The 21,402-nt window shown below is 69.0% G+C and carries 18 protein-coding genes and 2 pseudogenes; 13 read left to right on the top strand and 7 right to left on the bottom strand.

Going from position 1 to position 21,402, the window contains the following annotated elements:
- The first annotated feature begins 32 nt into the window (after window positions 1-32).
- Together OID54_RS00465 and OID54_RS00460 are read left to right on the top strand one after the other, a co-directional pair.
- Complete coding sequence (locus OID54_RS00465) at window positions 33-1,124, top strand: hypothetical protein (RefSeq protein ID WP_329012186.1); 1,092 nt, start codon at window positions 33-35, stop codon at window positions 1,122-1,124.
- Window positions 1,121-3,334 (top strand): peptidylprolyl isomerase, encoded by a 2,214-nt coding sequence (locus OID54_RS00460; RefSeq protein WP_329012182.1) that lies wholly within the window; start codon window positions 1,121-1,123, stop codon window positions 3,332-3,334. The genes OID54_RS00465 and OID54_RS00460 overlap by 4 nt, the downstream gene beginning before the upstream one ends.
- On the opposite strand, the gene OID54_RS00455 is transcribed toward OID54_RS00460, so the two are convergent.
- The 3 genes from OID54_RS00455 to OID54_RS00445 all read right to left on the bottom strand — a co-directional run bounded on the left by OID54_RS00455 (window position 3,276) and on the right by OID54_RS00445 (window position 5,916).
- Window positions 3,276-3,947, bottom strand: a complete 672-nt coding sequence (locus tag OID54_RS00455) for a hypothetical protein (RefSeq protein WP_329012179.1) — start codon at window positions 3,945-3,947, stop codon at window positions 3,276-3,278. The two genes, OID54_RS00460 and OID54_RS00455, sit on opposite strands and share 59 nt — an antisense overlap.
- Window positions 3,948-4,000: 53 nt before the next feature.
- Entirely contained in the window at window positions 4,001-4,711 is a 711-nt protein-coding gene (locus tag OID54_RS00450) for a hypothetical protein (RefSeq protein ID WP_329012175.1), read from the bottom strand.
- Window positions 4,712-5,265: 554 nt separating this feature from the next.
- Window positions 5,266-5,916, bottom strand: coding sequence for a hypothetical protein (locus tag OID54_RS00445; RefSeq protein WP_329012171.1), 651 nt, complete (start codon window positions 5,914-5,916; stop codon window positions 5,266-5,268).
- 914 nt (window positions 5,917-6,830) lie between these two features.
- Here OID54_RS00445 and OID54_RS39070 point away from each other — a divergent pair.
- Window positions 6,831-7,140 (top strand): annotated as a pseudogene (locus OID54_RS39070) (hypothetical protein).
- A 287-nt stretch (window positions 7,141-7,427) separates the two neighbouring features.
- On the opposite strand, the gene OID54_RS00435 reads toward OID54_RS39070, so the two are convergent.
- Entirely contained in the window at window positions 7,428-7,991 is a 564-nt protein-coding gene (locus tag OID54_RS00435) for a GbsR/MarR family transcriptional regulator (protein ID WP_329012166.1), read from the bottom strand.
- Window positions 7,992-8,826: 835 nt separating this feature from the next.
- Entirely contained in the window at window positions 8,827-9,399 is a 573-nt protein-coding gene (locus OID54_RS00430) for a GbsR/MarR family transcriptional regulator (protein ID WP_329012163.1), read from the bottom strand.
- 116 nt (window positions 9,400-9,515) lie between these two features.
- Between OID54_RS00430 and OID54_RS00425 the strand changes: the two genes are divergently transcribed.
- From OID54_RS00425 to OID54_RS00380, 10 genes and pseudogenes are all read left to right on the top strand, one after another.
- Window positions 9,516-11,192, top strand: coding sequence for a DUF885 domain-containing protein (locus OID54_RS00425; protein ID WP_329012160.1), 1,677 nt, complete (start codon window positions 9,516-9,518; stop codon window positions 11,190-11,192).
- A 106-nt stretch (window positions 11,193-11,298) separates the two neighbouring features.
- Window positions 11,299-12,801 (top strand): MFS transporter, encoded by a 1,503-nt coding sequence (locus OID54_RS00420; RefSeq protein ID WP_329012156.1) that lies wholly within the window; start codon window positions 11,299-11,301, stop codon window positions 12,799-12,801.
- A gap of 96 nt (window positions 12,802-12,897) precedes the next feature.
- A complete protein-coding gene (locus tag OID54_RS00415; protein ID WP_329012153.1) occupies window positions 12,898-14,232 on the top strand; it encodes an alpha/beta hydrolase-fold protein in 1,335 nt (444 codons plus the stop codon).
- 518 nt (window positions 14,233-14,750) lie between these two features.
- Entirely contained in the window at window positions 14,751-15,788 is a 1,038-nt protein-coding gene (locus tag OID54_RS00410; protein WP_329012149.1) for a dipeptidase, read from the top strand.
- A gap of 47 nt (window positions 15,789-15,835) precedes the next feature.
- A complete protein-coding gene (locus OID54_RS00405; protein ID WP_329027186.1) occupies window positions 15,836-16,936 on the top strand; it encodes a M20 family metallopeptidase in 1,101 nt (366 codons plus the stop codon).
- Window positions 16,933-17,811 (top strand): GNAT family N-acetyltransferase, encoded by an 879-nt coding sequence (locus tag OID54_RS00400; RefSeq protein WP_329012145.1) that lies wholly within the window; start codon window positions 16,933-16,935, stop codon window positions 17,809-17,811. The genes OID54_RS00405 and OID54_RS00400 overlap by 4 nt, the downstream gene beginning before the upstream one ends.
- Window positions 17,808-18,908, top strand: a complete 1,101-nt coding sequence (gene menC / locus OID54_RS00395) for an o-succinylbenzoate synthase (RefSeq protein WP_329012142.1) — start codon at window positions 17,808-17,810, stop codon at window positions 18,906-18,908. The genes OID54_RS00400 and menC overlap by 4 nt, the downstream gene beginning before the upstream one ends.
- Before the next feature lie 162 nt (window positions 18,909-19,070).
- Window positions 19,071-19,933, top strand: a pseudogene (locus OID54_RS00390) (IS5 family transposase).
- Window positions 19,930-20,157 carry a hypothetical protein gene (locus OID54_RS00385; RefSeq protein WP_329012138.1) on the top strand — a complete coding sequence of 76 codons (228 nt, stop codon included), beginning with the start codon at window positions 19,930-19,932 and terminating at the stop codon, window positions 20,155-20,157. The pseudogene OID54_RS00390 and the gene OID54_RS00385 overlap by 4 nt, the downstream one beginning before the upstream one ends.
- On the top strand, window positions 20,154-20,330 hold the full coding sequence (locus tag OID54_RS00380) for a hypothetical protein (RefSeq protein ID WP_329012135.1): 177 nt from the start codon (window positions 20,154-20,156) through the stop codon (window positions 20,328-20,330). Before OID54_RS00385 ends, OID54_RS00380 begins: the two co-directional genes overlap by 4 nt.
- On the opposite strand, the gene OID54_RS00375 is transcribed toward OID54_RS00380, so the two are convergent.
- Together OID54_RS00375 and OID54_RS00370 are read right to left on the bottom strand one after the other, a co-directional pair.
- Window positions 20,327-20,911 carry a GNAT family N-acetyltransferase gene (locus tag OID54_RS00375; RefSeq protein WP_329027185.1) on the bottom strand — a complete coding sequence of 195 codons (585 nt, stop codon included), beginning with the start codon at window positions 20,909-20,911 and terminating at the stop codon, window positions 20,327-20,329. The genes OID54_RS00380 and OID54_RS00375 overlap by 4 nt on opposite strands.
- Window positions 20,912-21,004: 93 nt before the next feature.
- Window positions 21,005-21,334, bottom strand: a complete 330-nt coding sequence (locus tag OID54_RS00370) for a hypothetical protein (RefSeq protein WP_443055502.1) — start codon at window positions 21,332-21,334, stop codon at window positions 21,005-21,007.
- Window positions 21,335-21,402: the final 68 nt, after the last annotated feature.

Raw genomic sequence — 21,402 nt, 5'->3', positions numbered from 1 at the left:
GTCGTGGCCCCGTGCCAAGGAGGGATGAGCGCATGACAGCAGTCTCATCGGCCCAGGACCGCGTGCGCCTAGGCAGGAGCATCGCGTCCCGCCTGGCCGCATCGACACACGCGGACGCCGCGTTCCTCGCCGGCAGTTCGGCAGTCGGGCTGGGCAGCGCCACCAGCGACATCGACGTCTATCTGGTCGGCGCCCCGACGGGAGAGAAACGGCAGCAGATGTTCGCCGACGACATCCGTGTCGACGTACAGCATCTCTCCCTGGACACCCTGGAGTCGCTCGTCGACTGGGTCCTCGGCACGGGAGTGCACTCGGACCCGGCAGGAGAGACGCTGTCAGACCGTGAGATCGCGCTGGCCGTCCGGCTGCGCACCGGTGACATCGTGACCGACTCGGGCACCCTGGCCGCGCTGCGCAATCGACTCGACGAGCATCCTCTGCGCCTCTCCCGACTGGTCATGAACACCTGGATGCTCGCCGCGTTCTTCGCGGCCGAGGACTGCCTCGGACTGCGCCAGTCGGACGACCCGTCCGACCTGGACCCGGCCGCGCTCGCCGGCCGGCGCGCCCTCGTGTGCGCGGGGAAGGCGCTGGCCGCGGCGGGCGGGGACCTCTACTTCGGCGAGAAATGGGTGTGGCGGCAGCTCGCCCGCAGCGGCCCCGACGGGTTTCCCTTCGCGGAGTTCCAACGGCTCTTGCGAGACGACCCCCTGGCCGTCGACCCTCAAGCGGGCCTGACCGCTCTGACGTCGTTCGCCCAGACCTGCCTGATCGCCACGGCCACCCTCGGCTGGCAGGGCGTCGACGTCTCCCGCTGGCCCGCCTGGCCGGCGGGGAGCGGTCCGCTGCGCAGGTCCCCGGCGTTCCTGCCGCGCGCCTACGACGACATGGTGACGCTGGTCCAGCCCGTCGGCCGGCACTTCCGCCTGCCGCCTGACACGGCGTTGGTCTGGGGCCTGAGCGACGGGCGTTCGCCGCAGACCGTCACCGAGTACGCGCTGCGGCTGTCGAAGGAGTCGCCCGCGTTCGCCGGGCTCACCGAGGAGCGGTGTCGGCGCATCACCATCGAGTTGCGGGAAGCGGGTCTGCTCACCGAACAGGGCGGCCAGTGGGGAGCGATGTGAGGTTCCGTCACCAACGCAGCACTGTCCTCGACCTCGCGCTCGCGCTGCAGCGCGAGCTGATCGGGCGTACCGGCTCCTGGGAGCCCAACTTCCTGCCCAGGCCGGTCACCCCGGAGACGGACCTGTTCCTTGACGGACTGCGGTCCTGGGCGAGGACTGTCGGTTCCGGCTTGCCCGCGTTCCTGGCCGCTGCCGGCCGGCCGGAGGAACTCACCGCTCTCGTCGACGACGACCGCCTCCGATCCGGAACGGAACTCGTCACCACCGCGCTCACCGCGGCGGCGCCGACCCTCGCCGAGGCGCTCCCCCAGTTCGAGGGCGTCCGCAAGCAGGCGGCCGTGGCGATCAACGACTTCCTGGCGCCCGAGCGTTACCTGGCTCCCCTCTGCGCGGCGCTGGGCACCGCCGAGACCGAGCGGACGCTGGACCTCCACCTCGTGCCGCTCGCACCCGCCCCGCCCGCCACGGGCTTCCTGATCGACGCGGGCAAGGTCACGGGCGTCTACGTCGACTGCCGCCGCTTCCGTGGATCGACGCTCGCGGACGCCGTCCTGACCATGCTGGGCTGGGCGCAGCTGAAATCCGGGGCCATCCCCGAGAACCACCTGTCCACTGAGCTGGTCCGCCGCCTGCCCGGCAGCTCTCCGTACCAGCGTCGGCTGCGGGTCACCCTCACCAAGATCCTCGTGGAGATGACGGCCGGCCACCTGGTCCGCGCGGTGGACTCCGCGCACCGCCCATGTGTCGATGTGCTCGGTACCAAGTGGCGCTACGCGCGGTTGTACGCCGTGGCCGAACGGCACTGGCCCCGGTACCTCGACGGCGATGTCGACCGCGCCGAAGCCCTTAGCATGATCGCCGCGGAGCTTGCCGCCCACAGCCCGCGCTGGTTCGTCGACTCCGTCGACCCGTCCTCGCTCGCCGCCGACTTCTACCTGCTGGAGTGGCTGACTGCGGCGGGCCACCGCACCGCCAGAGCGCGGCTGTTCCGCTGGCTGCCCCACCTGTGCGCCGAGCTGGCGGGACATCTGGACAACGTGATCGGCAACGAGCTCGGACACTACGAACGAGCCAGGACCCAGAACTACCCGAGGGAACTGGCGGACTTCATCACGGAAATCAACCAGGGGGACAGCCGCGTCACATGGCAGCGGCTGCGCCGCGAGACGGGCCACGGCCGGGTGCTGCGGCTCGCCGCGGACGCGTTCGCCGGTCCGGGCGTGGAGTTCGGCGGAGAGGCGTGGGCTCCGGTGGCCGCCATGGTGAGGCGCTACGTCCTGCACGAGCTGCCCGACCGAGTCTTCGTTGACCAGTGCTTCACCCTTGAGCACAACAACGGCTCGCTCTTCGACAAGTACCACGACACGACGACCATGCGTGAGGTGCTGGACGCACAGGCGGTGACCGATCTCGACACGCTGCTGACCCACGCCTCGGCCGAAGTGCGGGAGCTGTGGCAGACGCAGCGCCTCGAATCGGCGGAAGGCCATCCGCTGTGGCTCGGGTCGCGCACGGCCGCGCTGGCCGAGGTCCGTACCGACCCAACGGGATGGAGCGTAACCGGCCTGCACGGGAGCGCACCGGGCTCGGTCGGAAGCGGCGACCGCAGCGACCGGAACGCGTTCGCCCCGCTGAGCGACCCGCTGCGCGACTCCCCGGTACGGGTCCGCCAGACGCCCGGCCGCCGTCCCTTCTCCTTCTCCTTGAGGACCTACCGATCCCTTGCCGCGGTCCTGCACACCGAGCGCGGCAACATCCACCTCAGGTTGCGCCCCGACGAAGCCCCCTACACCGCGGACAACTTCGTGGGCCTGGCGACCGGACGTCGCACCTGGACCGACCCCCTGACCGGAGCCACCGGAGAAGGCGGTTTCTACGACGGCACGGTCTTCCACCGCCGTGTGCCGGGGTTCGTCATCCAGGGCGGCGACCGGCTGGGCACCGGACAAGGCAGCGCCGGATACCGGATACCGGACGAAATCCATTCGGGCCAGGGATTCGATCGGTCCTTCCAACTGGCCATGGCGAATCTCGGCAGGGACAGCACCGGCTCCCAGTTCTTCATCACTCTTGCACCGGCGCCCCATCTGAGCGGGCAGTACACGACCTTCGGAGAGGTGGCGGACGATCGGTCGAAAGATGTGGTCGGCGCTATTGCCTCGTTACCGACGGCGGTCCGGCTCGACCGCGTGACGATCTTGGCAACCTGAATGGTCGACGGTGGGGGCGGATGGCCGTGCCCGCTCTCGCTGCTGCCCACCCACTTCCGCTCGGCGGCAGGGGGCGTGGCCGGTAGCCGCTCCCGGGGTCGGGCCCCTCTTCCGTGTTCTCGGCCACAACCACCGCTGACACCGGGCCCGCGTCGCCCGCCGCACGGCCGGGCGGAGCGTCGGATGGGGGCGAACGCGGATGGCGGGCCTGTCGGTCACCGGCGGGCCCGCCACTGTTGTGCGGGGAGGGTTGAATGCGGACCTGTTTGTCGGTCCATTGGTTTGAGCCGGAGGCGATGCGGCCGAGGTCGGTCCAGTTGGTGCCTGTGGTGTATTTGTCGGCGTTCACCGATCCGTTGGGGCCCATCACGAGGTTTTCGGCCTTGCTGTCGCCGTCGACGTTGTAGTCGCCGGGGAGGTCGGAGCCGGGCGGGGGCGGTGAGACAACGACGTTCTCAGTGATCCATTGATCCGCCGAGGCGTCGATCATTCCCTGATGGAAGGCATGGGCCATCTTCTGATAGCCGCTGTTTTTGGGGTGGAGCCGGTCGGCGCGCATGAGTGCGTGGGAGCCGAAGGAGCCCGGCGCGGTTCCGGTGATCCTGTCCCCCACCGAGGGGTGGTGACATCATCGGCGACGGCTTGGACGGTTCCCGCGCAGTTCAGTCAGAGGGGGACGGTCGGGTCGCCGGGGAATTGGGCGGGTGCGGGGACCCTGCCAGTGACGGTCATGATGTCGCGGTAGTTCAGGGCGACCGCTTCTGTGGCGATGACCACATGGCCTGGGGGCGGTACCGGGGGTGGTACCGCCTTCCAGCGCAGTTCGTAGTGGGGGACGAAAGCGGGGACGTCGAGAGTGAACCGCTGGGAGGTTCCGTGGCCGCTGGGGCGGGTGGGGGCTGGGAGGTTCTGTACGCGGGCGACGAAGCGCCCCTCGGGGGTGAGGAGGACTTCGTCCTCGTCACTCGGGGTGAGTAGTTCGGTGATCAGTGCGTCGAGGGGGTCGCAGGAGCCCTCCGGCCGGGTGAGGGCGATTCTGCGCACCGGGCTGGTGGAGAACTCGTTGGCCAGGCTCCGTCCGGCACCCCAGAGCGCGGCGGATACCGGTTCGCTGGGAGGGTGGTTCGTGGTGTCGGCGGTGCTGCGGGTGATGAGCCACAGATCGGTCCGGTCGGTGTCGGGGTGGTGTTGGTGGACCTGGGCGAGAGTGCGCAGGGTGCCGAGTTGGCGGGTGGCCTCGTCGGCGAGTGCCTGCGGATCGGTGTCCTGGGCCGTTGCCCCCCTCGTGTTCGTCGCCGCCGATGAGGACGAGGCAGGTGGGTTCGGACGCGGGCGGTATCGCCCGGGTCCAGGAGTCGGGGTCGTCGGCGTCCCCAACCAGCTGTACGCGGCCGGGGAGGCCGGCGGGCAGGGTTTCGGCGAGTTCGCGGGCGAGGGCGGCGTTGGTGCCGTGGGCCGTGCCGGCGGCGGCGATGAGCCAGCGGGTCGTGTCCTGTGGAGGGTCGGTCCGCTCGGGTGCCGGGAGGCCCGATTCCGGGGCGTTGGTGTCGTGGCGCGGTGAGGCCGCTGCGAGGATGAGGGAGTAGTCGCGCAGGTCCGGATCTGCGTGGTCGCCGATGTGGACGGGGGTGTCGAAACCGCTGTCCTCCAGCAGGGCGCGCCATTGTTCCCAGGACAGCATGGGGCCGTCGGGGCGCCTGATGGCGTGCGGGTGCAACAAGAACAAGAGGCAGTTCGAGGTCGTCGCGGACGGAGGGAACGGCAAGGTGGTGTTCACGGCCTCGGTGAGGTCCACGGCCGACACCGTGGCGAAGCGGTATCCCGGAAGCATCGTCCGGGAGCAGGCGCAGACCCCCGCGCGGCGCGGAGTGGCGCAGGCGGGGTGGCTTGCGTCTGTAGGGCTTTCAGGCGGAGTCGCCGGGCTTCAATGTTCACTCCCTCTCGCGCTGGGCGGCGAGTTCGATTCCTCGGACTCGACGCAGCCAGTGCGAGAGGACGTAGAGGGCGGCTCCAGCGATTCCGCACGGCTCCCACACCTCAGATATCAGCGCTGGTAGTCCGCCGTCCCGGACGATGTAGACCGCCTGCGCGCCCACTGTGGCAGTGATAAACCCGTTCCTGCGCTGGTCGGTCGCCAAGGCCCAGTCGACCGGCCGCCACAGGTGGCCCAACAGATCGTGTGCCCGTAGCCGGAGGGCAGCGACGACGAAGCCCGCCGCCATCCTGCGCCGCTGCCACGAGGTCAGAACGAGTCCGCTGTCCGGGTCGCCGACCAGGTCGGCCAGCCACACCTGCCGCATCCCCCTGTGGTGTCCAGCCAACACGGCTGCGAAGGACGACAGACCGGCACCAACTCGCTCATCGCCAGACGGCTTCCTACCAAGAAGCATCTGGCTTTTCGCTACCACGGCGAAGGAAGCAATACTTGTGGTGACGGTGATGGCGTTGATGTACGTCGTGGCCGCGTGGGAGTCGCCGGCGGCGTAACTCACAGCTACGCCCCCCGCAACAAGCAAGATTGACATCGCAGCGAGGCCGGCCCGGAATTTCAGTGTCATCTGGTCAGGGCCCTTGCTACTCATGCCGCACCTTCGGCGAGGCCGAGGCCGAGGCCGAGGCGGCTACGGCGGACCGCGCGGGCATCGAGGGCAGACCGAGCCTGGGCCCGGCCGGCACCGGTGAGTTCGTAGTACCGGCGTCGAGGGCGGCCGGGGTGGGGGCTGGTCTCGACGTGACTGTTGATCCAGCCGCGTTCGGCCAGCCGCGAAACACCCTCGCTAGGAGCGGGACGGTGCCCCCCAACTCGGGACGCGCCTCCGCGACCCTCTCCCCCCTCCGGGACGACCTCGACCCCGGCCTGCGTGCCTTTGTCGAAGACCTGCGGCAGGTCTCTTCCCAACTCGAACTCGGGGTCCGCCGCTACGCCAGCCGCCGATTCATCACCGCCAGCGCCCTCAGCCACTACCTCAGCGGACTGCGAATCCCTCCGTGGGATCTCGTCGCGGACCTCATTACAGACGTCGAGGAAAAGCGCGGCCCGCTCACGCCCGGCGCGGAAGCGGCGTTGCGGGAGCTGCACCGAAGAGCAAGCGAGCGAGACCGTGGCGGTCGCGAGACACAGCTGCTGGAGGCCCGGCTCGCCGAGGCCGACGAGGAAACCCGCCGGATCACCACACGGCAACGAGCCCTGGAGGAAGCTCTGCTCAAACGCGAGCGTCGCCTGAAGGAGGTCCAGGCCCGCTGCCAAAGGTTGGAGCTGCGTCTGGAAGGCGAGGTGCTCGTCCATCGGGGAGAGGTCGAGACCTGGAGGGGCGAGTACGCGCGGCTGGAGGAGGAGCGCAGTCTTCTCCAGGAAGCAGTGGTTCATCTACGCGAGGCGCTTGCGGTCGCGCAGGCCGAACTGGCTGCTGCCGAGGATCGGTGCGACAGGCTGGAGAACCAACTCGACGAGCTCGCCGCGGCCCCGGACGGAGGCGAGCTGCCGTGGGTCACCGCCATGCTGGAGGCCGACCGCCGCCCTGTACCGGAATTAGTGCGGGCGGTCGGCGATCTAGAGCAGCGTACCCGGGCCGCGACAGCGATGGACTTGGTGAGGTCGGCCGGGCAGTCCCGCAGTGTGGAGGAGGTCGCGGGGTTGCTGGCGGCGCTGCGCCGGGAGGGTTGGGACGGCCATGCCCGTACCGCACTGGCGGCCATCGCAGTCGCGCCGGCCCCGCTCCCGGCAGAACCGCATCGGCAACGCCGCCGCGCGCCGTGATGCCCGCGCCCTGTCCCGGGTGCGGCACTCCAACGCCTGGCTGTGGTGACGATGTCGGGCATCGTCCAGTGCCGTCCTGGGCCAAGAGCAGGGTGGTCGCGCCACGAACTGCTTGCCGAGGGACGTGATCCGGAAAAGTGTCCCGACTCCGCAGTCCGCCCGAGACCGGTCCGGCAGTCTGGGCTGCCACCAGCCGAGGGCAAGAGCGGCGACCTGTGCTGGCCCGGCTTCGCCCGCCGCGGAGGCCGAATGCGTCGACCACCGCCGGGCGGAGGAGGCCGCTGCCCGGCGGCGGGGAGCGGCGGGTCGTTCCGCCTGTTCGGCACGGTTTGGGTCTTACAGATCAGTGGGGCCGGCTGTGCGGGTCTGCGCGTCAGGCTGGTTCAGGGCGTCGAGTCCCGGGTGGGGCTCGGGGTGGTAGATCGCTTCCGGGCCGTGGGTGGCGCGCCAATGGGCGAATTCGTGGGCCGTGATGGCGTCCCTGGCTCGGACGAAGGCATAGAAGTTCCGCATTTCGCGGATTCTGGCGCGGGCGAGGTCCGTGAGGCCGGGGTCGGTGAGCTGTTCGTCGAGGACCTGTACCACCTCGGATACTTTTCGCCTGTTCTCACGGAAGATGCTCAGCCACGCTCCGTCCGAGAGGCGGAACATGTCCCGCCGGGTGTCGGGGGACACAGTCCGCTCGGCCATGCCCCAGCGGATCATCAGCCTGCCCATGGTGGAGACCGTCGCCTGGCTGGCTTCCATACGGTCCGCCAGTTCCTTGCTGGAGAGCCAGCCTTCCTCCGCCAGTAGGAGTGTTCCCAGCAGTCTGCCTGCCATGGGCGGCAACACGCCGTCGAACAGGGTGGCCAGCTGCTCGGCGAACCTCAGGTGTCGCTGCTGATCTTCCTCGGTCATGGAAATAGCGTACAAGCTATTGCTGTTCAGTAATTACTAAACGTCTATGAATTCTGGCAACTCTCTATTCATGCTCGAATACTTGCTACGTCGCCCGATTTGGGCAAAGTCAGCGGGAGTAGTCATGGCTCACGAGAAGAGCCAGGCGCATCTGAAGACTCTGGCTGAGGAATGCTCTGCCGCGAAGATGGCGTACGACCATTTTCGCCTGATTCTGGCTAGGGGCTATGGGTGATGCCGACCGGGTCCCGGACATGTACACGATGGGGCGCGGGCGCACCGGTCCTGGTTCATGGCGTTGGGGAAAGCGGCTGGTGGGGTGCACGTCGCGGAGCTGACGGGTTAGGGCCGGCCCCCACGGCGTGCTGAGCAGTCTCATCGCGAGTGGTGTGGGTGGGATCGAGCACGTGCTGAGCGGGTTCGCGGTGTCCGCGAACGTCGCCTCGACGCAGGGCCAGGTGTTCCGGGCCCTGGCCGGATGCGGAGCGGAGGATCGCGGGGTAGCGGCGGCGTGGGCGTCGGAACTCTTGGTCCGCTCTCGCAGGGGCGACGGCGGCCGGTGCCGGGGCATCAGCTAGGCGACGCCAGGCACAGCACGCGATCACCGGCCCACCTTCCTCGATGCTCCGGGAGGCGCCGGTCATGTCGTGAAATCGGTGTGACTGAGTGACGCCGAGTTCACTGTGGCGGTATGGGTCGGGACGCGAAATCCCGCTGGAGCAAGAGGGATTGTCCACTGCGTCCGGAAGAAACTCCCACCTGCACGATGGAGTACTTCGGGATCGCGTCGTCGGGTGCCGCCAGTGAGTGTCTCTGTGCAGAGGGCAAGGCGGTGCTACCGGTCGGGGCGGGGGTGTTCGGAGTGCTGCCCGCTCCCGGATCCGGCCCCCGCGCCGGCCCGCGGGGCCGTGGAGCCGTCTGCGGGGAACACGGCGTACGGGCCCTGGCTGGCCCGCCACTGACGGAACCGGTCGAGCAGTTCGGGGGTGTTGGCCAGGAGGAAGGCGTAGAAGTTCCGCATCTCAAGGATTCGGACTCTGGGCGCGTCGGGAAGGCTGTCGTCGGCGAGCTGCCCGTCGAGCACTGCCACCAGCTGGGACAACTGTTGTGCGTTCTCCCCGTAGACCTCCACCCAGCTGGCCGAGCGCAGACTGAACTCGTCCCGCCGGGTCTCGGGGGAGACCGTCCGCTCGACCATGTTCAGGCGGCGCAGCAGCCTTCCCATACTGGAGACGGTCACCGGGCTGGCTCCCATCCGGGTCGCCAACTGCTTGGTGGACAGCCGGGGTTCCTCCGCGATCAGGAGCATTCCCACCATCCTGCCCGCCATGGGCGGCAGCTCGCCTCCGAACACTGCGCCCAGCTCGTCGGCGAACCGCAGGTGCGCCTGCTGATCTTCTCCAGTCATGTCATGCAGTGTATCGATAGGTCAATCACTCAAAGCTGATAGACGCAACTTCTTGACACTGCGATGAGTGGGATCAAATACTCGCTGCATCGCACTGCCAACAGCGGGAGCACGACATGGCTGAGCAGGACCTTCAGGCGAAACTCGCAGATCTGGCTGGGGAGTACTTCGCCGGGGAGATGGCGTTCGACCCCTTCGCCGCGCCACTCATGGGCGTCGCCGGCCACGCCCACGAGGTACCCGACCCTTCACGGGAGGCCGCTGACAGGCATCGGTCCGACCTGATCGCGCTGGGGAAGCGGCTGGCCGCCCTCCCCCGGGAGAAGCTGACGGGGGAGGACCGCGTCACCCACGGCGTACTGAGCAGTCTCATCGACAGCGGTGCCAGCGAGTTGGAGCACGGACTCACCGACTTCGCGGTCTCCGCCAGCATTTCGGCCAGCCAGAATCTCGTCTTCCAGGCGTTGGCCATGACCCCGGTGGACAGCGCGGGTGCGCCCGACTACCTGGAACGGCTGGCCGCGCTGCCAGGGTTCTTCGACGGCTCGCTCCGCTGCCACCAGGAGGCGGCTGCGGAGGGCCGGCGCCCCCTGCGCAGCGGTGTGGACAGCGCGCTGGCGCAGCTGGACGGCTATCTCGCGGCCGACCTCGACGAGGACGCCATGGTGCGGACGGTGAAGGACCTGCCGGAAGAGGAGAAGGGCCGCACATTGGTACGCGATGTGGTGCGGCCGTCCATCCTGCGCTACCGCGAGGGCCTCGCCGGGCTCGCCGACGACGCCCGGCCGGACTCGGAGGCGGGCGTGTGCCATGTCCCCGGCGGGATCGAGGCGTACGCGGATGCCGTCGGCAGGCACACCCGACCCGGTCTGAGCCCGGAGGAGGTACACCGGATCGGACTGGAGACCGTGGCCGCGCTGCGCGAGGAGTTCGCCGAACTGGGCACGAAGGTGCTGAGGACCGGGACCACCGAGGAGACGCTGGCCGCTCTGCGGGAGGACCCGTCGCTGCGGTTCTCAGGGTCACAGGAGATCGTCGCACTGGTCGAGGACGCCCTGGAGCGCGCCCGCGCGGCCGTACCCGCCTGGTTCCGCACCTATGACATCGCCGACTGCGTGACCCGTGAGGTCGACCCGCTCTCGGCCGAGACCGCGCCGCTGGCGTACTACCAGCCGCCCGGCGGACCAGGGCTCCCGGGCACGCACTGGATCAATACGATCCGTCCCGAGACGCGGTTCCGGTACGAGTACGAGGCGCTCGCCTTCCACGAGAGCATCCCAGGCCACCACCTCCAGCTCGCCGTCGCCCAGACCCTGCGGGAGCTGCCCGAGGTCCGCCGGAAGACGGTGGGTCAGATGACCGCGCATCTGGAGGGCTGGGGCCTGTACACCGAGCGCCTCGCCGACGAGATGGGCCTCTACAGCTCATACCTCACCCGATTCGGGATGCTGTCGCTGGACGCGGTCCGCGCCTGCCGACTGGTCGTGGACACCGGGATGCACCACCTCGGCTGGTCCCGCGAGAAGGCCGTCACCTACATGCGGGACAACACCGCCACCACCGAGGCCAACGTCCGCAACGAGATCGACCGCTACATCGCCTGGCCCGGCCAGGCCACCGCCTACATGATCGGACGCCGCGAAATCCACGCCCAACGCGAACGCGCCCGCCACGCCCTCGGCGCCCGCTTCGACATCAAGGACTTCCACCACGAGGTCATCGGCCACGGCGCGGTCCCGCTCGGCGTACTCGACGAACTCGTCACCGACTGGATCACCACCGCCCGACGCTGATCACCGACCGGATCGCCCCCACCGGAGTACGGGACTCCTCAACCGGCAGTACCCAGGACCGTCGCCGCCGTTCGCCACCACCCACCCTCGGAGACCCGGAGGACTCATGTCCGAGACAGCCACACCACCCAGCGTCGCGTCACCACAGTCCGGAACCCCCGTCCTCGCCCTGATGGCCGTGATCGTCGTCGCCACCGGGCTACTGGAATCCATGCTGTTTCCCGCACTGCCCATCATCCAGGCCGATCTGGGGCTCACCACCGCGGAAGGCGCCCTGCTGCTCAGCTCGATCGCCATCACCGCGTCACTGGCGATCCCGCTCGTGGGTTCCCTGGCCGACCGCTACGGCGGCCGGCGCATGCTGCTCGTCGTGGGCTCTGCGGGGGTGATAGGGGCGTCCCTGTCCTCGGTCACCCAGTCCTTCCCCCTGCTGCTCGTCGCACTGGCGATCCAGGGCATCGGCACCGCCGTCCTGCCACTGGGCTTTGTCGTGATGCGGGAGAACTTCCCCGAGCAGAAACGTTCGTTCGGTGTCGGGCTGCTGGTCGGACTCCTCGCCTTCGGCGGCGGCCTCGGGATGGTGCTCGCCGGACCCATCGCCGAGAACCTCTCCTGGAGGTGGATCTTCGGCCTGCCCGCCATCGTCATCACGGTGACCACCCTGATCGCCTACTTGATCATGCCCCGTACCTCTCCTTCACCGAGTGGCGCGGCCACGGAGGGCATCGCGGGCAAGACCCGGGACACCGGCGCCGGCAGGGTCGACTGGGCCGGCGCCGTTCTCCTCGCGACCACCCTGTTCTGTCTGACGTTCGCTCTGTCGAAAGTGCCCGACTGGGGCTGGTCGTCCCCGCTCGTCCTGGGGCTGTTCGCTGCGGTCCCGACCCTCGGAGCGCTGTGGGTACGGACCGAACTCCGCGTCGAGAACCCCATCGTCGATGTGACCTTCCTCCGGCGCCCCGCAGTGCTCAGCGGCACGCTGGCCGCCCTGGTGCTCGGCCTCGGCTACTCGGTGTCGGCCCTGTCCATCCCCCAGATCGTGGTCGCCCCCGAACAGACCGGCTACGGGCTCGGCGGAACGATCACCGACACCGGCTTCTACATGCTTCCCGGTGCTGTGGTCGCCGTGCTGGTCGGGCCAGTCGCCGGCGCACTCTGCCGCCGTTTCGGCTCCCGTGCCGTCCTCGCCACCGGACTCGCCATCGCGGCAATCGGTCTGGTATTCGCCGCGTACCGGCACAGCGAAGCCTGGCACCTGATCCTGCTCGTCGTCTTCCTCGGCACCGGCGGCGCCATGAGCGGCACCGCGCTCTACAACGGAACGCTGGAATCCGTGGAGCCGAAGGACACCGGCGCGGCCACCGGCATCAACATGATCGCCCGGTCCGTCGGTGCCCCCCTCGGCGTCCAGATCGCCGCGGCGGTCATCTCCCACTCCGCCGAAGGGGCACCGATCCCGATGCCCACGGACGCGGGCTACACCAACACCTTCCTGGTCGGGAGTGTCATCACCGCGCTCGCCATCGCGTTCGCCTGGCGCGTGCCCGGCCGCCGCGCGGGCACTTCGCCCCGGCCCTCCGGCGATCCGGCCGCCGCCGTTGGCGTCTGAACCGGTCCCTGGCCCGCATCCGAACCGGTCCCGCCTCCGTCCGTGTCGTCCACCCGAACCCGAACCAACTCCTGACCACCTCACGAGGAGAAGAACATGACCACCGACGCACCCGCGCTCGCCACCCAACTGCTCGACGCCGTCGCAGCCGGCCACCACGGAGCGGTCGAAGCACTCACCGACGCTCTCCACAAGGCGGGCGGACCGCTGTGCGACCCGCTCCCCGACGGCGGCTACCTCGTCACCTTCGTCTGGATCGGCCCGGCCGAACAGGTGTCGGTCACCTCCCAGCTCACCTTTGACAAGGTGGGCCGGGCGGCGCAGATGGAGAGGATCGCGGGCACCGACATCTGGTACCTCTCGTTTCCGGTCGCCGACGACCGCCTGTCGGTCCTGTACGCCTTCGCCGTCGACGACCCCAACAGCCAGGTGCCGACAGCCGAGGTGATGAAGGTGATCCAGGAAGCGGGCGGGATGCTCGAATTCGCGCTCCAGCGGGACCGCTGTGCGCACCACGACCCGTTCAACCCCGACCTCGTCACCGCCGACAGCATCCACATGGGCCCCGAGTTCAATCAGAACGCCAAGGAGGCCGTCCTCACCCTTCCCGGCGCGGCCTCCGAAACCTGGTTCGGTCCCAGCCGTTCTCCCGGCACCCTCACCGAACACCAGGTGCGTTCCGAGGTGTTCGGCGACGAGCGGACCATCACCGTCTACACCCCCGTCGGCTACGAGAGGGGCCGGGGCGACTACCCCCTGGTGTTCCTCCTCGACGGTGAGTACCAGGTGGAGAATTACCCGGTCATCCTCGACAACCTCATCGAAGCAGGAGCGATTCCCCCGTCCGTCGCCGCCTTCGTCCACAACAAGGACCCCATGTCCCGCATGGTGGAGATGTGCTGCAACCCCGATCTCGCGACCCAGTACGCCGATGAACTCGTGCCCTGGCTGCGCTCCGAGTACGGCGCGGGCGAGGACCCGTCCCGTACGGTCGTCACCGGCGCCAGCTACGGCGGCCTCGGCTCCGCCTGGCTCGCCCACTGTAGGCCGGACGTCATCGGCCGGGTGCTCTCCCTCTCCGGCTCCCACTGGTGGGGCCAGAAGCGCGGCTTCGGCGGCGACGACAGCGAGCACTCCATGGGCCACGACAGCGAACCCGAGTGGCTGACCCGGCAGATCGCTGCCGACCCCGTGACTCCTACCCGCTACTGGGTCAGCGCCGGAACACTGGAAGTCCAGCCACTGCCCTTCGGTATCACTCTGCTGGCCGCCAACCGGCATCTGCGTGACGTCCTGATCGCCAAGGGCTACGAGGTCCAGTTCGACGAGTTCCCGGGCGCCCACGAACACGCGGGCTGGCGGCGCTCCTTCGCGAACGGTCTGCGCTACCTCCTGGGCGACCTGGTCACGGGGGACACCACAACGGCCTGACCTGATCCGAGACCTTCGGGTGTCCAACGACTTCTCGTGCTTGATCACCCAGCTCGGTAGCTGCCGCACGCGCAGACGGCCTTCGGGCGAGCGTGTGCTCCAAGCAAGGAACACGCAAAACTCAGCTTGAAGGTCTGGGGATTGGGTCGACTGCATCATGCTGACCAGCAGGATCTGATTGCGGCACGGTCACAGGACTCCGGTTTCGACGTCTCCGCCGCAGCACCGGCCGGCCGGTGCTGGCCGCCAGCGCCACCTGCCTTCTGGCCCGGCGCCCGCACCGCGCCGGAAGCCTGCGTCACCACTGCGAGCCGGGCAAGGGCCAGCACGTACCCGGTCCCGGCCGGCCGTAGCCGATGATCCGCGCAGTGGTGCACCGGCGGCAGCCCGTGGACCGCGCCGCTGGACGCACCGCGTCCGACACCGGGCGAAGGCGCCGCCACCGATACCGCCCGACCGTAAACCCCTCAACTCGTGGCGTCACACCGCCGACATCTTGTCCACCGGAAGGCTTCGAAGTGACCGCTGAACTCCACCACCGAGCCGTCGTCGCCGACACGCACAACGACCTCCTGGAGGCGGTGGCCGCCCGCCGTCCGGCCCGCTGGGCGGACTTCTTCCGCGAGCGCTGGCTGCCCCAACTGAAGGCCGGCGGAGTCGATATCCAGGTGCTGCCCGTCTTCATCGACGACCCGTACCGGCCCGAGGGCGCACTGCGCCGCACGCTACGCATGATCGAGGCCGCGCACGTGCTGGCCGAAGGCAACGCCGACACCGTCGCCCTGTGCCGCGACGGCGACGAGATCGACGCCGCGCTCGCGGAGTCGAAGATCGCCCTCGTCCTGGCACTGGAGAGCGCCCCGGGCATCGACGCCGACATCGAGCTGTTCCACACCCTCCACCGACTGGACGTGCGCATGGCGTCCATCGCCCACTGGGGCCGAACGCCCCTAGCCGACGGCAGCGGCGAGGACGCCACCGGCTCCGGACTGACCGAGGCGGGTGTGCGGGCTCTGGCGGAGATGGAACGCCTCGGCATGATCTTCGACGTGTCCCACCTCGGCGCCGCCGGGGTAGCACACGTCCTCGACCTCGCCACCCGCCCCCTCATCGCCACCCACTCCTGCGCCCGCGCCCTGCGCGACCACCACCGCAACCTCACCGACGACCAGATCCGAGGCATCGCCGCCACCGGCGGAATCATCTGCGTCAATTTCCTGCCCGCCTTCCTCGACGCCGACCCCAAGGCACAGACGGTGGAGCGGCTGGGGGACCACATCGAGCACGTGGCCTCCGTCGCGGGCATCGACCACGTCGGCATCGGACCCGACTTCGTGTACGAGGTCATCACGGATGTCACCCCTCCCTGCTGCGAGGACTTCGCCTACGGGGAGATCGACCCACTCGCCGTCCTACCAGGCATCGAAGGCCCCTCCGGACTGCCCCTCGTGACGGCGGAACTCATCCGCCGCGGACGCTCCGAGACCGATATCGGCAAGATCATGGGGGGCAACGTCCACCGCCTCCTCCGCGCGGAACTGGGGCGCACCCGATGAAAGCGCGGACGACCCCGCCCGTGGGGGACAGCGGACGACTGGCCCAGATGCTGGCCGATCTCGAAGAGCTCGTGCTCTGCGAGTCGTTCTCGGCCGATGTCGAAGCCGTCGCCCGTAGTGCGCGGGTCGTCGCGGATCTGGGTTCCCGGCTTCTGGGGGCCGCGCCGCAGACGGTCGTCGTGGACGGGGTCGTCCATCTGCGGTGGAGCTTCGGCACACCGCGCGTGCTGCTGGTCGGCCACCACGACACGGTGTGGCCGATCGGCTCCCTCACCACCCACCCCTGGTCGGTCGTGGACGGGATCGCGCGGGGACCCGGTGTCTTCGACATGAAGGCAGGGCTGGTCCAACTGTTCCACGCACTGGCATCGCTGCCGTCCCTCGACGGCGTCTGCGTTCTGGTCACCGGGGACGAGGAACTGGGCTCGCTCACCTCACGCGCACTGATCGAGGAGTCCGCACGCGGCTGCGCCGCCGCGCTCGTGCTGGAGGCATCCGCCGACGGCGGCGCGCTGAAGACGGCACGTAAGGGCGCCTCCTGGTACGAGATCGTGGTGGACGGCAAAGCCGCGCACTCCGGCCTCGAACCGGAGAAGGGCGCCAACGCGGCCGTCGAGGCCGCTCATCAGATCCTCGCCGTCAGCGGGCTCGGCCCGCTGTTGAACCGGGATCTGCCCTCGCCGCACGGCCCGGACGTCACCACGGTCACGCCCACGCTGGTCTCGGCGGGCACCACTGGGAACACCGTGCCCGCGCGGGCCACCATCTCGGTCGACGTACGGGCACCGAGCACCGCCGACCAGCGGCGCGTCGACGAACTCATCCACGGTCTGACCGCCCGCACCGCCGGCACCCGGATCAGAGTGAGCGGCGGCCCCGAGCGGCCGCCGCTGGAGCCGGCCTCGTCGGCGCGGCTGTTCGCGCTCGCACAGCAGGCGGCGACCCGACTCGGCATGGCCCCGCTGCGGGGTGTGGCGGTCGGCGGCGCCTCCGACGGCAACCTCACCGCGGGGGTGGGCTGCCCGACCCTGGACGGCCTCGGCGCCGTCGGCGGCGGCGCCCACGCCGACGACGAACACGTCGTGCTCGCCGAAATGCCGGCACGGGCCGCTCTGCTCGCCGAACTGATCAAGGCGGTGCGGGGATGACGGTAGACGTGAACGGGCTCGTCGTGCGCGAGTTGCACGAGCCGGCCGAATTCCAGGAGGTGGACCGGCTGTTCACCGGCATCTGGCGGCCCGGCCCCGGGGCGGCGAGCCCGATCGGCTTCGAGCTGATCCGGGCGCTGGCCCACGCAGGCAACTACGTGGCGGGCGCCTACGACGGGACGCGTCTGGTCGGTGCCTCGGTCGCGTTCCTGGCCGCTCCACCCGGTCAGGCACTGCACTCCCACGTCACCGGCGCGAGGAAGGGGCGCGGTATCGGCCACGCGCTCAAGCTGCACCAGCGGGCCTGGGCGCTCGACCGGGGGCTGACCCGGATCACCTGGACCTTCGACCCTCTGGTCCGCCGGAACGCCTACTTCAATCTCACCAAGCTGGGCGCCGTGCTCAGCAGCTACCACCAGGCTTTCTACGGCGCAATACCCGACTCCATCAACGGCGGTGACGATTCGGACCGGGTGATCGCGCTCTGGCGCCTCGACCCTTCCCACGCCGCGTCCGCCACCTCCACCGGGCACGGCGACTCGGTCCCGGTACTGCCGGTGCTCATCGCGGCAGACGACGGCCACCCACTGCTACTGCCCTCCCCACCGGCGGCCGACGCCCGGCTCGTACGAATCGATCTACCGCCCGACATCGAGGGCCTGCGCCGCACCGACCCGGCTGCTGCCACAGCCTGGCGGTTCGCGGTACGGGAGGCGCTCGGCGGACTGCTGTCCGAAGGCGCCCGAGTTACCGGGTTCCACGACCGGTCCGGCTATGTCGTCGACCGTGTTCCGCCCGTCTACCCCTCTGCCCCCGCCGCCGAATCCACCGTCCGACCGGACCGCACCCACATGCTGGAGTCACCGAACCGATGAAGATCAAAGGAATCGAACTCCGCCGCATCGCCATGCCCCTGAAGGCCCCATTCCGTACCTCGTTCGGGGTCGAGTACGCCCGCGACATCCTGCTGCTCCGGGTGGAGGCCGCGGACAGCGAGGGCTGGGGCGAATGTGTCGCCATGTCGGAACCCCGCTACAACTCCGAGTACGTGGACGGTGCCGCCGACGTACTACGACGCTTCCTGATCCCCGCGCTGCCGCTCGATGTCACGGCCAACACCGTGGCCGGTGCGCTGCAGCCCTTCAAGGGGCACCACATGGCGAAGGCCGCGCTGGAAAGCGCCGTGCTCGACGCCGAACTCCGGGCGAGCGGCGAGTCGTTCGCCTCCTATCTGGGCGCAACCCGGGACCGGGTGCCGAGCGGAGTATCGGTCGGCATCATGGACAGCGTGCCCGCACTGCTGGACGCGGTGGAGGGCTTTGTCGCCGAGGGATACGTCCGAATCAAGCTGAAGATCGCGCCGGGCTCGGACGTGGGACCCGTGGCGGCCGTACGGGAGCACTTCGGCGACGATCTGCTCCTCCAGGTCGACGCCAACGCCGCCTACACGCTCGCCGACTCCCGCCACCTGGAGCGGCTCGACGCGTTCGACCTGCTGCTGATCGAACAACCCCTGGCCGACGACGATCTCGTCCAGCACGCCCACCTCGCACGCCGGCTCACCACACCCGTATGCCTGGACGAGTCGATCGACTCCGCGGCACACGCCGCCGCGGCGATCTCGCTGGGCGCCTGCTCCGTCGTCAACATCAAACCCGGCCGCGTCGGCGGCTACCTCGAAGCCCGCCGCATCCACGACCTCTGCCAGGCACACGGAATCGCCGTATGGTGCGGCGGAATGCTGGAGACCGGCATCGGCCGCGCCGCCAACGTCGCCCTCGCGGCCCTGCCCGGCTTCACCCTGCCGGGCGACACCTCCGCCTCCAGCCGCTACTACTCCAAAGACATCACCGCGCCGTTCGAGCTGAACGACGGTCATCTCGACGTGCCCCGCGGACCGGGCACGGGCGTAGAACCACTACCGGAAGTACTCGCCGAACTGACGGCATCCACGGAATGGATCACCGGCTAGTGCCGTATCGGGCAAGGTTCGCCCTGGTCACGAGTCCTTAGCTTGCGCTTCAACCCTGAGTGCTTCTCAGAGGTCGCTAGGTCCGATCTTCCTCAGTTCGGGATCGCTCGATCGTGGTACTGATCGTCGCGCAGGTCGCCTGCTAGGCATGTTCATGTTGAGATGCGAGGCGTGGTGGGAGAGCCGTACCCGAGCGGCTTAGCGAACGAGCAGTGGGCGTTGATCGAGCCGATGATCACGGCCTGGAAGTAGGGCCGGCTGGCGCGGTCGGCGACTGGGGATCCCAAGGCCTGCGATCCGAGGGAGGTCGTGAATGCGATCTTCTAGCAGAATCGGACGGGCTGCCAGTGGCGCTATCTGCCCCATGGCTTCCCGGCCTGGTCGGCGGTTTTCTACTACTTCGGCCTGTGGCGCGAGGAGGGGCTCGACCAGCGTATCCAGGAACTCCTGCGTTGCCAGGTGTGGGAGAAGGCGCGGCGATGAGAGGACCCGTCCCTCGTGATCATCGACACCCAGTCTGTCCGCGCGGCCGCGGGTGTCCCGAAGACCACGACGGGACTGGACGCCAACAAGAAGGTGTCGGGCCGCAAGCGGGGCTGGCCGTCGACGTACTGGGGCTGATCATCGGCGTCGTCGTGCTGGCTGCCTCCGCCCACGACAACGCCACCGGCACCGCCCTGCTCGACCAAGCGGCCGAGCGGTGTGGGATGCGCCTGGAGAAGGCCCTGGTGGGCCAGGGCTTCAAGGACGAAGTGCTCATCCACGGCGCCCTGTTGGACATCGACGTCGAGGTCGTCCGCCGCAACCCGGACGACCAGGGCAAGGGCTTCGTCCCGCAGCCCAAGCGGTGGATTGTGGAGCAGGTCAACGGCACGTTGATGCTGCACCGGCGCCTGGCCCGCGAGTACGACCACCGGCCCGACACCTCCGCCTCGCGCGTCTACTGGGCGCCCATCGCGAACATGGCCCGCCGCCTCACCACACCGAGTCCTGCCTGGCGCGACAGTCTCGGGCTGGCCGCGTGAACGTCATCGAACTCCTGGCGGACCTCCAGCCCCAGCACGACGAGTCCACGGCCCGGGCCGGTGAACCACGCGACCAGATCGAGCACTTGACCGCCACTCTGGCCGAGACCGAGGCCCGACTCGCGGACCTGGCCACCACCCGGAAGGTCATCGCCGAACTCGCACCGGGCCGGGGACCGAGGCCGATCCACCTGAGACGAACACCGCCTACCAGGCCATCGTGAACGCCTTCAACCAGCACCCCTGCCAGGCATTCAGAGCCCGTGAGCTGCACGAACTCCTCGGCATGCCCACCGACGCGGCGACCGTCAACGTCACCCGCAGCTGCCTCGGACGCCTCACACGTCAAGGCTTCCTCACCCAACCCGGACGAGGCCCCTACCAGAAACGGACTTAACGTCGCACTTCACGGGCTGGAATCGTCACGGCCGCCGGCTGCCACTCTCGCCTGAGCAAACCGAACACCCACGAGTCGGAGACCTCGCCGTTCACCACGCAGTCCTCCCGCAACGTCCCTTCACGCACGAAGCCGATCTTCTCCAGGACCCGGGCAGATGCCACGTTGCGCGTATCGGCCTCGGCCTGAACTCGATTCAGGTCCAGCGTGTCGAATGCCCACTCCAGCACGGCGTGCGCGGCCTCCGTCGCAAAGCCGTGGCCCCACATCGCATCATCGAGGACGTAGCCCAACGACGCGCTGCGGTAGTCCGGGTCCCACCCGGTCAGACCGCACCAGCCGACGAAGGCCCCGTCAGAAGCACGGTCGATGGCCACCCGCGCCCCGGTGCCTTCGTCCGCCATCTTCCGGCACATCGCGATGAAACGCTCGGCGCGGGCCTGTTCGGTCCACGGCGGGGAGTCCCAGTAGCGCATCACGTAGGTGCTGCTATGCAGCGCGAAGAGAACGGCCGCGTCAGCGTCGGTGAAGGGCCGAAGGCGCAGGCGAGCGGTGTGCAGTACGGGGGTGGCCAAAATCATGCGCACCATCTTGTGTCCTCACAGGCGGGCAGAACACCGAATATCCGATCCCGGTCCGGCCCCCACGCAACGAGAAACGGACTTAACAACCTCTCAGAGCATTGCTATTCCCACTATGGCTGTCGCTGTGAGCGCGATGGTCAACAGAATGTGGAGTGTCAGGCCCCGTTCGTCCGAGTGGTGTTCGGCCGCGTGGTCCAGTGTGAAACCGGCCGGGTCGGCGGGCGGGTAGTGGACGGTGACGTCACGGCCGTACGCGCGGGCGGGGTTCGGGATGTTCGACGTGCAGTGGGCCGTGACGGCCGTGCCCTCATGGGTGGTGAACGACAGGACCGGGGTGATGGTGGTCGAGGTGCCACCTTCGTCCTGGTTGGCTTTGACGTCCTTCAGAACCGCGACGACCCGTCCCTGCACGGTGTCCATCGCGGCCAGTCTCTCGATGCGGCGGTTCTTGGCGCGTATCGTTCCGGGCAGATGAACGGCGGCGGCGA

It is taken from the genome of Streptomyces sp. NBC_00690 (assembly GCF_036226685.1).
In the GTDB taxonomy this organism is placed as follows: domain Bacteria; phylum Actinomycetota; class Actinomycetes; order Streptomycetales; family Streptomycetaceae; genus Streptomyces.
Note: the sequence above shows the minus strand (reverse complement) of the source record. Positions and strands in the feature narration are given on the sequence as shown.